The sequence below is a fragment of the Corallococcus sp. M7 genome (assembly GCF_054512695.1).
Genome location: NZ_CM137252.1, coordinates 2792389 through 2805689 on the forward strand (window position 1 = coordinate 2792389; position 13301 = coordinate 2805689).

Sequence of the window (13301 nt, forward strand, 5' to 3'; positions counted from 1 at the left end):
TGTCGGAGGAATGATGCGTCGGATTTCGCTTTGGGCCGGGTTGGCCCTCGCCGTGGCCGTGATGACCGGGTGCCCGCCCACCTACCCCAAGTGCAACAACGACGAGCAGTGCCAGGAGAAGGGCGAGGTCTGCGTCCAGGGCCAGTGCCAGGAGTGCGCGACGGACGCGAACTGCCGCGAGGGCTTCACGTGCCAGGCGAACAAGTGCGCGCCCAAGCCCCCTGAGTGCACCACGGACACGGCCTGTGGCACCGGCCGAATCTGCGAGGCCGGCAAGTGCGCCGAGGCCCAGTGCAAGGACGACTCCGCGTGCAACGGTGGCAAGTGCCAGGCCGGCCGCTGCCAGGCCCCCAAGGACACCTGCTCCGCCAACACCGACTGCGGTGAGGGCCAGGAGTGCCAGTCCGGCAAGTGCGTGACGGCCGACGCCAGCTCCAAGTGCGACTACTCGCCGGTGCCCTTCGGCTTCAACGAGTCCACCCTGGACTCCAGCGCGCAGTCGCGCCTGGGCGAGCTGGCGGCCTGCATCAAGGCCAGCCAGGGCAAGATCACCCTGGGCGGCCACGCGGACGAGCGCGGCACGGAGGAGTACAACCTCCAGCTGTCCAACCGCCGCGCCGCGGCCGTGAAGCGCTACCTGGTCGACCTGGGCGTGCCGTCCAACCGGCTGTCCACGGTGGGCTATGGTGAGACCCGCCCGGTGTCCAGCGCGGCCACCGAGGAAGGCTGGGCGGAGAACCGCCGCGTGGAGTTCCAGCGCTAGTTCTGGGGTAGGCTCTGGCGCGCATGGCCGCCCTAGAGTCGGAAACACGCCAGTCCTACCTCGTCTTCGCGTGTGGAAGCAGTTGGTACGCGGTGCCCGCGGAAGCCGCGGCGGAGGTTGTCACCTTCCCCGAGCTGACGCGGGTACCGGGTTCCCCGCCCCACCTGCTGGGCGTGTTCGCGCACCGGGGTGAAGTCATCCCCGTCGTGGACATGAGCCTGCTGGTGGGCGGGGTTTCCGCCGGGTCCCGCCGCGCCGTCCTGGTGCGCCTGGCCCGGGGAACCCTGGCCCTCACGGCCAGCAGCGTCGCCGGTGTGTCCGCGCTGATGGGACCGCTGGAGCCCCTGGGCCCCTCGGGCGTGCACGTCCACCTGCGCGGCCCCGTGAAGAGCGGCTCGCGCGACGTGGCCGTCATCGACCCGGAAGGCCTCTTCGACCACCTCAGCCAGGGCGGCTAGCCCCATGCTTCCCGCGGGCCGGGTCGAGGGGACGCTCCTGTGCCACGTGGGGCCGCACCGCATCGCCTTCGAGGCGGGCGAGGTGGCCTCCATCGCCGCGCCAGACGCGGGCACCGTGTCCGCGCACCGGGCCTTCCTGGGGACCGGGGGCGCCCAGCGCGTGCTGGTGACGGCCACCGGAGGCACGGTGGGCGTGGACGGGCTGGAGATCGACTCGGAGGTGCTGTCCGTGCTGCCGCCCTCGCCGGTGGTGGCGGGGGCCTCCGGCGGCAGCCTGCGAGGCTTCGTGCTCACGCGCGGCGTGCTCTGGCCGCTGCTCAGCCTGGACGCCTTCCAACGCTACCTGCGCGGGCTGGACGGGGAGGGCGCATGATTGCTCCGCCGGAGCTTCGCGCCCTGGGGCGCTGGACGACGCGGCCCCGCATCCCGGGCAGCTGCCTGGGCGTGGGCATCGCGTTCCTCCACATCCACCTGTCGCACACGCTGCCGGAGGCCGGGCGCACGCCGCTGACGTGGCTGATGTTCGGCGCGCTCGTGCTGTTCATCAGCGTGGGGTACGCGCGAGACACGCGGGCCCTGCGTACGCTCTTCGCGCTGGGCGAGGGCCGGCTGCCCGCCACGTCCGAGCACCTGCTGGTGGCGGTCCAGGAGGTGGCGGCCATCCCCGGCCGCAGCTTCTGGTTCGTGATGCAGGGCTGGCTGGGCGGCACGCTGACGGTGGCCCTGGCCTTCCCGACCCTGGCGGACGTGCCGTGGACGGAGGGCGTGCGGGTGATGGCGCTGGGGATGTCCATCGGCCCCCTGAGCGCGATGCTCACGTACCTGATGGTGGTGCGCCGCGCGCGGGCCACGCTGGACCGGCTGGTGTCGCTGGGGCCGGCGCCGCTGGAGGTGCTGGCCGCGCTGCCGCCCCGGCGCATGCACATCCGCCGCCGGCTGGTGGTCTTCACCGCCATCGCGGTGCTGAGCCCGTCGCTCTTCATCCTGGACGTGGCCTTCACGCGCACGGTGACGGTGGTGGACGCGTGGACGCAGGCCACCACGCCGGAGGCGCGCAAGGAGGTGATGGCGCGGGTGCGCGACGGAGACGGGCCGCCCCTGGGGCTCATCGCGGGGCTCGTCACGCTGCTCATCCTGGGCACCGCGGCGCTCGCGGGCACGGCGCTGTCGGAGCCCCTGCGCGCCATCACCGAGGACGCGACGCGCATCGCGCGCGGCGAGGTGAGGCCCCCGCGCGTCATCCACGCCGAGGACGAGGTGTGGGCCACCTCCGCGGCCTTCACCCAGATGCAGGTGCAACTGGTGCAGGCCCTGTCGCAGCTCAAGCGGGCGGGCATCCAAATCTCCTCCACCACCGAGCAGCTGGTGGCCACCAGCACGGAGCAGGAGGTGGGCGCGGACGAGCAGGCCGGGGCGCTCAACGCCACCAGCGCCACCACGGAGGAGCTGGCCCGGTCCGCGCAGCAGATCGCCGACAACGCGGAGTCCGTGTCCGCCATCGCGGAGACGACCTTCGGCGCGGCGCAGTCCGGCCAGCGCGGGGCCACCGCCTTCCTCGGCGCCATGCAGCGCATGAAAGAGGACAACGAGGCCATCGCGGAGGCGGTGGTGCGCCTCAACAAGCGCGTGCAGCAGATTGGCAAGGTGGTGGAGTTCATCAACGAGATCGCCGACAAGTCGGACCTCTTGGCGCTCAACGCGGAGCTGGAGGGCACCAAGGCGGGCGAGGTGGGGCGGGGCTTCTCGCTGGTGGCGGCGGAGATGCGCCGGCTCGCGGAGAACGTCATCCGCTCCACGAAGGAGATTGAGGGCCTCATCGGGGAGATCCGCGACGCGACCAACGGCGCGGTGATGGCCACGGAGGCGGGCCTGAAGACGACGGAGCTGGGCACGCTCCTGGCGGCGCAGGTGGACGACAGCCTGGGGCTCATCCTGGAGCTGGCGCGGCAGACGTCGCACGCGGTGCGCAGCATCTCGCTGGCGACGCTGCAGCAGCAGACGGGCACGGATCAGCTCGCGGCGGCCATGGGGGACATCCTGCGCGTCACCGAGCAGAACGCCGCGGCCACCAAGCAGATGGTGGCGGCCAACGCGGACCTGTCCGCCCTGGCGGCGGACCTTCAGCACGTGGTGCAGCGCTTCCACGTCGAGCCGGCCGGCGGCGAGTCGGCCGGAGCTTCTGGCGGCGCTTCCGGAACGCCTGGCGCGACGGGAGGCGTGTGACATGGACCGCTCCTCGCGCTCGGATTCCCGGCGGCCGCCTTCAGCCAGCAGCTGATGTTCCCCGTGCCGCTGGCGAACCTGGTGGGCTCCACGCTGGGGCTGCACTTCGCGTCGCTCGTGGTGGGCGATGAGCTGCCCCGGAAGGAGCTGGGAACGCTCGTCGCCCTGGTGGTGGGCGTGAGCGCGCTGCACATGCTCCTGGGGGTGGGCGTATCCCTGCGCCGCTTCCCCCGGCTGCGGGCCCTGGAGCGCGGAGCGCTGCCACCCACGCCGGAGCATCTGGCGAAGGCTGTGGGCGAGGTGGCGCGCGCGCCGGGCGAGGCGTTCTTCCGCTCGTTGGGGCTGTGGGTACTGACCACGGGCGTGGTGGCGATGGCGCTCTGGTCGGTCATCCACCTGCCGTGGAAGGTCACCCTGCGGGTCGCGGGGCTGGGGGCGCTGTTCGGCCCGCTCACGTCGCTGCTCGTGTACGGGCTCGTCACTTTGAGGGCTCGGCGCGGCGTGCTGTGGGTGGCGGAGCAGGGGCTGACACACGCGCAGGTCATCGCCGCGCTGCCCCGGCGCTCGCGCATCGGCGCGCGGCTGGTGGCCTTCACCGCCATCTGCGTGCTGACGCCCGCGGTGATGTGCGCGCAGGTCGTCACGGCGCTGACGGACCGGCTCTTCCACCGGCTGGTCCAGGAGAGCAGCCCGGCCGCGCAGGGCGTGCTGCTGGACGCGTTCACGTCCAGCGCGCTCCTGTGCGCGGTGGTGTTCGGCCTGGCCCTGGCCACGGCGTACCTGGGCGGCACCCTGCTGGGTCGGCCCATGCGGGAGCTGTCCGGCGAGGCGCGCCGCATCGCCGCGGGGGACCTGGCCAGCCCCCGGCTGGTGCCCGCGGAGGACGAGGTGTGGGCGGTGTCCGCGGCCTTCACCACGATGCGTACGCACCTGGCGGACGTGCTCGCGGAGCTGCAGCGCGCGGGCTCGCAGATTTCGGCCACCACGGAGGAGATCCTCAGCACCTCCGGGCGCTACGAGGCGGGCGCCGCGGAGCAGGCCAGCAGCCTGGATGAGACGAGCGCCACCACGGAGGAGCTGGCGCGCTCGGCGAAGCAGATCGCGGAGAACGCGAGCTCGGTGGCGGAGATCGCCCAGCGCACGCTGGCAGCGGCGCAGGGGGGCCAGCGCAGCGCGGAGTCCTTCCTGGGGGCCATGTCGCGCATGCGGCAGGACAACCAGGCCATCGGCTCGGCGGTGGGGCGGCTGGACAAGCGCGTGCAGCAGATCGGGAAGATCGTCGAGTTCATCAACGGCGTCGCGGACAAGTCGGACCTGCTGGCGCTCAACGCGGAGCTGGAGGGCACCAAGGCGGGCGAGGTGGGGCGGGGCTTCTCGCTGGTGGCGGCGGAGATGCGCCGGCTCGCGGAGAACGTGCTGGAGTCCACGAAGGAGATCGAGGGGCTCATCGAGGAGGTGCGCGAGGCCTCCGCCGCCGCGGTGACGGTGACGAGCGGCGGTGTGCGCGCGGTGGAGACGGGGACGGGGCTGGCGGAGCAGGTGTCCGAGTCGCTTCGCCAGATTGTCGACCTGGCGGGGCGGACGTCGGACGCGGTGCGGATCATCTCCCGGTCCACGCAGCAGCAGCAGGCGGGCACGGATCAGCTCGCGGAGACGATGGCGGACATCCTCCGCATCACCCAGCAGAGCCTCAACGCGACGAAGCAGGTGGGCGCGGCGAATGGGGACCTGTTGGGGCTGGCGCAGGACCTGCGTGGCGTGGTGGAGCGCTTCCAGATCCACCAGGCGACCCTGCGCAAGGGGGGCGGCGGGTGAACCCCAGCGAACGGCTCCTCAAGCAGTTCCGCGACCTGGTCACGGTCCGTCTGGAGCGCATCAACCGCTCCCTGATGGAGCTGGAGTCCGGGGGCAACCTGGAGGCCGGGCAGCGGGTGCTGCGCGAGCTGCACGGGCTCAAGGGCGAGGCCCGGATGATGGGCTTCAGCGAGATCAACACGCTCGCGCACGAGATGGAGGAGTTGGTCCGGTGCGCGGAGCCGCAGCGCTACCGGCTGTCGTCGGAGTCCACCGACGCGCTGCTCGCCACGGCGGACACGGTGCTCGCGCTGTCGGGCGCGCTCCAGGCGGGAGAGCCGCTGCTGGCGGTGGAGACGCTGGTGGCGACGCTGCAGCAGCGGGTCATCGCGGAGTCCGCGCGTCCGGTGGAGGGCGGCCGGGCCGCGAAGGCAGAAAGCGCATCGCACCTCATCGTGACGGACCGCCGGGAGCCCTCCTCGGCCGTGGTGGTCCCCGCGCACTGGGGAGCGCCCACGTCACGCCCGGACGCGCCGGCGGGAGGTGCATCGCCGGGAGCCGCCGCCTCTCAGTTCCTCACGACAGCCCTCCGGACAGAGCCGTCCGGGAGTCCAACGGGAACGCAAGGGGAGACGCCTACCGCGGGTGGCGCATCGGGTAGCGCGCTCGGGAGTGCTCATCCAGGGCATGCCGCTGGATCAACGCCGGGCTCTCACGCTGTCCCGCCATCTCACGGAGCTGCACCGGGCGCACCGCATGGAAGCCCGGGGCCTGCCCAAACCGTGGGAGCCGCGCAGGGCTCTCACACAGTCCATCCTGGCTACGGAGCTGCACCGGGCGCAATGCACGCGAGTCCAGCTCCTGGCTACAGCGCAGGATCCGCGCCGGGCACTCACGCAGCCCATCCTGGCTATGGCGCGGCACCGGGCGCACCGCATGGGAGTCCTACTCCTGGCCAAACCGCGGGAGCCGCGCCGGGCTCTCACCCAGCCCATCCCGGTTACGGAGTGGCACCAGGCTCAATGTACGGGAGTCCAGCTCCTGGTCAGACCGCGGGAGCCGCGCCCGGCTCGCACGGGCTCCATCCGGGAGGCTCGGGCCATTCGCACCTCGTGGCCCCGGTGACGGGGAGCCCAGGAGGCTCTCAGTTCGTGGCCCCGGCGACGGGAGTCCCGGGAGGTTCGCACCTCGTGGCCCCGATGACGGGGAGCCCAGGCGGCCCTCAGTTCGTGGCTCCGGTGACAGGAGTCCCGGGAGGTTCGCACTTCGTGGCCCCGGTGACGGGGATCCCAGGAGGCCCTCAGTTCGTGGCTCCGGTGACAGGAGTTCCGGGAGGCTCGCACCTCGTGGCCCCGATGACGGGAAGCCTGGGAGGCTCTCAGTTCATGGCCCCGGCGACGGGAGTCCCGGGAGGTTCGCACCTCGTAGCCCCGATGACGGGAGGCCCGGGGAGTGCACACCTCGTGGCGCCCGCTTCCGGAAGCGCGGGGACTCATCTGGGCGGAGCCGCCGGCAGCCCTGGGAGTTCGCACCTCGTGGGCCCCGCGCCGGGCACGCCCTCGACTCCCGCCGCGTCTCCCGGCACGCGGATGGTCGACACCGCCCGCTCGCGCGTGCCCTCCACGACGAAGCACGCGACGGGCACGGTGCGCACCGGCGACGTCCGCATGGACACGGCCGTGCGCATCGGCGTGGCCAGCCTGGACATGCTCACCAGCGCGGTCACCAACCTGGGCCAGGTGGCCCGCCGCCGCGAGCTGGCCACCGCGCGCCGCCTGGAGCTCGTGCGCGAATTGAGCGAGCTGGCCCGCGCCGCGGAGGACCTGGGCCCCGCGGGTGTCGCGCTCGCGGAACGCCTGGGCCGCGCCAAGGAACTGGCCGCCACCCTGCACCGCGAGGCCAAGCTGCTCGCCAACGCGGAGCTGCGCGACCTGGATCAGGTGTCGGAGGAGATCCAGGGCCTGCGCATGCTGCCCCTCTCCGTCCTCTTCGAACCCTACCCCCGCATGGTCCGCGACCTCGCGCGGGAGCTGGGCAAGGAGGTGGAACTCGTCGTGGACGGCGAGGACACCCGCGCGGACCGCTCCGTCGTGGAGGCCCTGCGCGAACCGCTCATGCACCTGGTCCGCAACGCGCTGGACCACGGCCTGGAGACGCGCGTGGACCGCGTCGCCTCCGGCAAGCACCCCCGGGGCTGCCTCACCCTGCGCGCCGCCCGCGAGGGCAGCCGCATCATCCTGCGCGTGGAGGACGACGGCGCGGGCATGGATCCCGCGCTCCTGCGCCGCGTGGCCGTGCGCCGGGGCGTGCTGGACGAGCCCGCCGCCAACGCCCTGTCCGACGCCGCCGCGCGCGAGCTCGTCTTCCTGCCCGGCTTCACCTCGCGCGACGTGGTCACCGACCTGTCGGGTCGGGGCGTGGGGCTGGATGCCGTGCGTACCTCCCTCCAGGCCCTGGGCGGCGACGTGGGCGTGGAGTCCGCGCCCGGCTGGGGCACCATCTTCACCCTGCGCGTCCCGGTGTCCCTCACCGTGGCGCCCCTGCTCTTCGTCCAGGTCTTCGATGAGACGCTCGCCCTGAGCGCGGTCCACGTCTCCCGCGCCCTCAAGGTGGACGCCTCCGAGGTGGGAGAGGTCGCCGGTCGTCCCACCCTCCGGATGGAGGGCCGCGTGCTGCCCTTCGCCTCGCTGGCGTCGCTCCTGGGGCACGCCACCGAGCGCCCCGCCCGGGAGGGCGAGCTGGTGCTGGTGGTGAAGGGTCAGGGCATGGAGGCCGCACTGGCGGTGGACCGCGTCCTGGAGGAGCGCGTCCAGGCCATCCTCCCCCTGAAGGGCATCCTCGCGCGCTACACGCACCTCACCGGGGCCACGTCGCTCGCGGACGGGCGGCTGGCCATGGTGCTGTCCGCGGCCGCGCTGGCGGCGGGCGTGCATGGCGTCGCGCCCCTGAAGCTCGCCCGGCCCCCCGTGCGCGCCCCCGCGCCCCGCCGCCGCCGCATCCTGGTGGTGGACGACTCGCCCCTCACCCGGGAGCTGGTGGCCAACCTGCTGGAGGCGGTGGGGTACGACACCCTCCGGGCGCCGGACGGCCCCTCGGCGCTGGAGCAGCTGGAGCAGGAGGGCCCCCCGGTGGAGCTGGTCGTCACCGACCTGGAGATGCCGGAGATGGACGGCGTGGAGCTCACCCGGCGCCTGAAGACGGACCCGGCCCGCCGCGGGCTGCCCGTCGTCATCCTCACCACCCGGGGAGGGGAGGCGGACCGGGCGCGTGGGTTGGCGGCCGGGGCGGACGGCTACATCACCAAGGGCGACCTCGTCCGCCAGGACCTGGTGGACGTCGTGGGGCGGCTCCTGGCCTGAAGTCCCCGGAGACTTGGGGAGAGCGCCCGGGGCCCATCGCATTGCTATACTCCCGCGGCGCGTACGGGGTATTGAACGGACATGGGCAAGAAAGTGACGGTGCTGGTGGTGGATGACTCGGTCATCTGCCGTCAGCTCATCAGCGCGGCGTTGAGCGACGACCCGGACATCCAGGTCGTTGGCACCGCCGCGAACGGCCAGGAGGCCGTTGCCCTCACGAAGGAGCTGCGCCCCCACGTCATCACCATGGACGTGGACATGCCCGTGATGGACGGGCTCACGGCCGTGGAGCACATCATGGCCGAGTGCCCCACGCCCATCCTGGTGCTGACGGGCGATCCGCGCTCGCAGGCCCCCGCGCTGACGTACCGCGCGCTGGAGCTGGGCGCGCTGGCGCTTCAAATCAAGCCCGCCATCGACGCGGGGCCTGAGGCGTGGAACCTCACCAAGGAGGTGAAGCTCATCTCCTCCGTGCGCGTCATCCGCCACGTGCGCGGCCAGAAGCGCGGCGCGCCGGGGACGCCGCACACGCCCGCCCCGGTCCTGCCCGCGGCCTCCATGGGCATCGTCGCGGTGGCCGCCAGCACGGGCGGCCCGCAGGTGCTCTACCGGATGCTGTCGGAGCTGCCGGCGGACTTCCCGGCGCCCATCGTCATCGTCCAGCACATCAACGCCGCCTTCTCGGAGTCGCTGGCCAGCTGGCTCGCCAACGCGAGCAAGCTGAAGGTCCGCCTGGCGGTGGACGGCGACACGCTCCAGCCCGGGCTGGTGCTGGTGGCGCCGCCGGATCAGCACATGGTGGTGCCCGTGCGAGGCCGCGTGGCGCTCAAGCCCGGCGTGGAGCGCGACGGGCACATGCCCAGCGGCACCGTGCTCCTGGAGAGCGTGGCCAAGGTCTACGCCCGGCGCGCGGTGGGCGTGGTGCTCACCGGCATGGGCGCGGACGGGGCGGACGGGCTTTTGGCCATCAAGCAGGCCGGTGGCCTGGCGCTGGCGCAGAACGAGGAGTCCTGCGTGGTGTTCGGCATGCCGGGCGCGGCGGTGGAGCGCAAGGCGGTGGACCACCTCATCCACGGCGATGACGTCGCGGCCACCCTGGCGCGACTGGCGCGCGGAGAGTCGCTGGCCGCGAGCCGCTGACCTCGCATGACGTCCTCCTCCGAGCGCTGGGCTCCCGTCCACGCCTGGCTTCAGGCGCACACGGGCATGGCGCTGAGCGGGGTCCAGCAGCGGCGGTTGGACGCGCGGCTGGAGGCGCTGGGACACGGCCAGAACGCGGTGCGGCTGGTGGCGCACCTGCGCACTCCGGCGGGCGCGGCGGACCTGGCGCGGCTGGTGGACGCGGTGGCGGTGCACACGTCGGAGGTGTTCCGGGACGAGGTGCAGCTGTCCGCCTTCCGCGAGCACGTGCTGTCGCCCCGGGTGCAGCGCTCCAGGTTGCCGCTGCGCGTGTGGAGCGCGGGCTGCGCGGCGGGCGAGGAGGTCGCCACGCTGCTCCTCCTGATGGCGCAGGAGGGAGCGGACCCCGCAAGCCGCGTGCTGGGCACGGACATCTCCGAGCAGGTGCTCACCCGGGCGCGCGAGCTGAGCTTCCTGTCGGATGCGCTCCGGCGCGTGCCGGAGGCCGCGCGCTCGCGCTACTTCGAGCCGAAGGGCCGGCGCCACGTGCTGGTGGACTCGCTGCGCGCGCAGGCCGAGTTCCGGCGCCACAACCTGATGGAGGCCCCCTATCCGGAGGCCCCCGGGGGCGGCGGGTTCGACATCATCTTCTGCCGCAACGTCCTCATCTACTTCACCCCGGAGGCCTTCCAGCGCACGGTGCGCAACCTGGGGGAGCGGCTCGCGCCCGGCGGGGTGCTGGTGCTGTCCGCGGCGGAGCCCCTGCTCCAGGTACCCCCGGAGCTGCGGCTGTTGCCCAGCGAGCACGCGTTCTTCTACGTGCGCGAGGACGCCGCGCCCGCGGAGCCCGCCCGGCCGAAGCGGGACTCCGGCCGCTTCCCGAGCATCGCCACCGGCCCCACCACACCGAAGCCGGAAGCACCCGCCTCCCCGGCTCCGGACGAGGCCGCGATGGCCCAAGCGGACTGGCTCTTCTCGTGCGTGCTGGACGGGGTCTCCACGGGCGTCCCGGACGAGAAGTCCGAGCGCGACCTGCGCCGGTGCCTGGACCTGGATCCGGACCACGTCGCCGCCCGCTACCTGCTGGGGCTCCTCTTGGAGCAGTGCGGCCAGCCCGGCGCGGCCCTGGAGGCCTACCGCCGGGCCCTGCGGGCGGTGGAGTCCGGGCGGGCGCGGCCGGTGCCCTTCTTCCTCAACCTGCCCCGGCTCCGGGTGGCCTGCGCCCGGGCCGTGGAGCGGCTGGAGGCGGAAGGGGCACGCTGAAGGGCAGGGGGGCGGCCGGGCGTGACGCAAACAGAAGCGGCGCGCGGGGCACTTTGGACCTAGGATACGCGGCCCATGCGCAGGCTCGTGCTCTTCGCCCTGTTGACCGCCGCCGTTCCCGGCTGTTTCTACCCCGCCGACCGCGGCCGTGCCCTGGAAGCCAAGGTGGACCGGCTGGGCGCGGACAACGCCAAGCTGGCCGCGGAGCTGAAGGAGGCGCGCGACCAGCTCGCCGTCACCCAGCCGAAGCTCGACGAGAAGATCGCCCAGGTGACGCAGGCCCTGCAGAGCCTGGACACCGCCGCGCGCCGCAAGGACGCGGACATCGGCGTGCAGTTCCAGAAGACGGTGGAGGACCTGGCGCAGCTGCGCGGCCAGGTGGAGACGTACCTCTACAAGATTGGCGAGCTGGAGGCCGCGCTCGGCAAGAGCACGGAGGAGACCAACCAGCGGCTGCTGGCGCTCCAGGGCACGGAGGCGGTGAAGGAGGCCGAGGCCAAGAAGAAGGCCGAGGAGCTCCAGCGCCCCACGGACAAGAAGGAGTTCCTCGCGCTCGCGCAGGAGAAGGCCAAGGCCGGCGACGCGCTGCTCGCGCGCCAGCTCTACAACGAGTTCGTGAAGAAGTGGCCCAAGGACGCGCTCGTGGGCGAGGCCCACTTCGGCCTGGGCGAGACGTACTTCACGGAGTCCAAGTGCCGCGAGGCCCTCTTCGAGTACGGCAAGGTGGTGCAGGACTTCGCGAAGACGCCGTCCGCGCCGGACGCGTACCTGCGCTCCTCCGACTGCTTCCAGAAGCTGAAGATGAAGGAGGAGTCGAAGCTGGCCCTGGAGGAGCTGGTGAAGGGCTACCCCAAGTCGGACGCGGCCAAGACGGCGAAGACGAAGCTGGCGGAGCTGGAGAAGAAGCCCGCGCCGGCCCCCGCGCCGAAGAAGGCGAAGAAGTGATGCGCCCGCGCGCCCCACGGCTCGCTGCCCTGGCGCTCCTCTTGCTCCTGCCGCTGGTGGCGGGGGCCGCGCCGAAGAAGCTCGTGCTGCTCTTCACCGGAGACAATGGGGGCGAAGTCGCCCCCTGTGGTTGACGCCACAACCCGTCTGGCGGTCTGGCCAGACGAAAGACGGTCCTGAATGAGGAGCGCGCGAAGGGCGTGCCGGTGCTCGCACTGGACGCGGGCAACGCGCTCTTCAAGACCCTGGCGGAGGGCCCGGAGGCGAAGCCTCGCGCGGAGCTGGTGCTGGAGCAGCTGGACGCGCAGGGCTACGCGGCCATGGCCGTGGGCCAGCGCGACCTCGTGCTGGGCGTGGACTTCCTCAAGAAGAAGACGAAGGGCGCGAAGCTGAAGCTCGTGTCCGCGAACCTCGTGGACGCGAAGGGGCAGCCGCTCTTCCCCGCGTCGGTGGTGACGACGGTGGGCGGGCTGAAGGTGGGCATCCTCGGCGTGTCCCCGGAGTCATCGGACGGCACGGCCCTCTTGCCCGCGGGCGTGCGGGGCCTGCCGGTGGGGCCGGCGGTGACCTCCGAGGTGAAGCGCCTGCGCCAGAAGGAACAGGTGTCGCTGGTGGTGTTGCTCGCGGCGGTGCCCTACGTGGAGGCCGTGAAGCTGGCCCAGGGCGCCGAGGGCGTGGACTTCGTGGTGCAGTCGCACGACGGCCGGGGCGTGGGCATGGCGCAGCGCCAGGGCGTGTCCACGCTGGTGCCACCCGGAGAGCGGGGCCGCCAGGTCGCGAAGCTGGAGCTGTCCGTGGAGGGCAACGGTCCCTTCGCGGACCTCTCCGAGGCGAACCGCGCCCGGGAGAGCCAGCGCATGGTGGAGGCGAACATCGCGCGCGTGCAGGAGCGCCTGAAGGCGGAGAAGAACGAGGACACGCGCCGCTCGCTCCAGGAGACGCTGAGCTCCTTCGAAGCGCGGCGCGACGCCCTGGCCCGCACGGCGGCGGCGCAGGGCCCGGCGACGGGGCGCACCTACCAGCTGACGTACCTGCAACTGGGCGCGGACGTGGCGTCGGATGCCGCCGTGCGGAAGCAGGTGGAGCGCGTCGAGCCGCCCGGCTCCGCGGGTCACTGAGCTTTCGCGAGCGTGGCCAACCCCGTCCATCCTGGGACGGGGCTGAAACACCTGTTTCATTCCCTGTCGCGGGATGTGTCACGCCCGTTCCAGCCCTGCTGGAGAGCAGGCGGGCGCGGGGACATGGAACGCATGGCAGGTCGCTCTTCGACCGAATAATGTGATCAACAGGTTTCCTGGCCTCCCCCACGCCACTCGCACGACGAGTGGCGGGCCGCGCGTGATCGACATCGACCGGCACTGACCCTTTGGGCACTGC

The 13301-nt window shown here is 72.6% G+C and carries 12 protein-coding genes and 1 pseudogene; 12 read left to right on the top strand and 1 reads right to left on the bottom strand.

All coding sequences use genetic code 11. The annotated features are described in order from the left end of the window. Positions 1 to 13 precede the first annotated feature (13 nt). The 6 genes and pseudogenes from ACX114_RS11655 to ACX114_RS11680 form a co-directional block, all read left to right on the top strand. Positions 14 to 763: an OmpA family protein gene (locus ACX114_RS11655; RefSeq protein ID WP_459300130.1), complete on the top strand. Its 750-nt coding sequence runs from the start codon at positions 14 to 16 to the stop codon at positions 761 to 763. Positions 764 to 786: 23 nt separating this feature from the next. Beyond that, positions 787 to 1221, top strand: a complete 435-nt coding sequence (locus ACX114_RS11660; RefSeq protein ID WP_014395176.1) for a chemotaxis protein CheW — start codon at positions 787 to 789, stop codon at positions 1219 to 1221. Between the two features lie 4 nt (positions 1222 to 1225). Continuing rightward, the gene (locus tag ACX114_RS11665) at positions 1226 to 1594 is read left to right on the top strand and encodes a protein CrdC (protein ID WP_459297597.1); all 369 of its coding nucleotides are present in this window, start codon (positions 1226 to 1228) and stop codon (positions 1592 to 1594) included. Beyond that, positions 1591 to 3444 carry a methyl-accepting chemotaxis protein gene (locus tag ACX114_RS11670; RefSeq protein ID WP_459297599.1) on the top strand — a complete coding sequence of 618 codons (1854 nt, stop codon included), beginning with the start codon at positions 1591 to 1593 and terminating at the stop codon, positions 3442 to 3444. Before ACX114_RS11665 ends, ACX114_RS11670 begins: the two co-directional genes overlap by 4 nt. 54 nt (positions 3445 to 3498) lie before the next feature. Next, positions 3499 to 5259 (top strand): methyl-accepting chemotaxis protein, encoded by a 1761-nt coding sequence (locus ACX114_RS11675; protein ID WP_459297601.1) that lies wholly within the window; start codon positions 3499 to 3501, stop codon positions 5257 to 5259. After that, positions 5256 to 5441 (top strand): annotated as a pseudogene (locus tag ACX114_RS11680) (Hpt domain-containing protein); the annotation flags it as partial. The gene ACX114_RS11675 and the pseudogene ACX114_RS11680, both read left to right, overlap by 4 nt. Before the next feature lie 47 nt (positions 5442 to 5488). Here the strand turns inward: ACX114_RS11680 and ACX114_RS11685 are convergent. Next, positions 5489 to 5626, bottom strand: a complete 138-nt coding sequence (locus tag ACX114_RS11685) for a hypothetical protein (protein WP_459300425.1) — start codon at positions 5624 to 5626, stop codon at positions 5489 to 5491. A 1045-nt stretch (positions 5627 to 6671) separates the two neighbouring features. On the opposite strand from ACX114_RS11685, the gene ACX114_RS11690 reads away from it, so the two are divergent. The 6 genes from ACX114_RS11690 to ACX114_RS11715 all read left to right on the top strand — a co-directional run bounded on the left by ACX114_RS11690 (position 6672) and on the right by ACX114_RS11715 (position 13042). Continuing rightward, entirely contained in the window at positions 6672 to 8597 is a 1926-nt protein-coding gene (locus ACX114_RS11690; RefSeq protein ID WP_459300132.1) for a hybrid sensor histidine kinase/response regulator, read from the top strand. Positions 8598 to 8678: 81 nt separating this feature from the next. After that, a complete protein-coding gene (cheB, locus tag ACX114_RS11695; RefSeq protein ID WP_459297603.1) occupies positions 8679 to 9737 on the top strand; it encodes a chemotaxis-specific protein-glutamate methyltransferase CheB in 1059 nt (352 codons plus the stop codon). A gap of 6 nt (positions 9738 to 9743) precedes the next feature. Next, positions 9744 to 10979 carry a CheR family methyltransferase gene (locus ACX114_RS11700; protein ID WP_459297605.1) on the top strand — a complete coding sequence of 412 codons (1236 nt, stop codon included), beginning with the start codon at positions 9744 to 9746 and terminating at the stop codon, positions 10977 to 10979. A gap of 75 nt (positions 10980 to 11054) precedes the next feature. Continuing rightward, complete coding sequence (locus ACX114_RS11705) at positions 11055 to 11924, top strand: tetratricopeptide repeat protein (RefSeq protein WP_459297607.1); 870 nt, start codon at positions 11055 to 11057, stop codon at positions 11922 to 11924. Beyond that, positions 11924 to 12058, top strand: a complete 135-nt coding sequence (locus tag ACX114_RS11710) for a hypothetical protein (protein WP_459297609.1) — start codon at positions 11924 to 11926, stop codon at positions 12056 to 12058. The genes ACX114_RS11705 and ACX114_RS11710 overlap by 1 nt, the downstream gene beginning before the upstream one ends. A 66-nt stretch (positions 12059 to 12124) precedes the next feature. Beyond that, positions 12125 to 13042: a bifunctional UDP-sugar hydrolase/5'-nucleotidase gene (locus ACX114_RS11715; RefSeq protein ID WP_459297611.1), complete on the top strand. Its 918-nt coding sequence runs from the start codon at positions 12125 to 12127 to the stop codon at positions 13040 to 13042. Positions 13043 to 13301 lie beyond the last annotated feature (259 nt).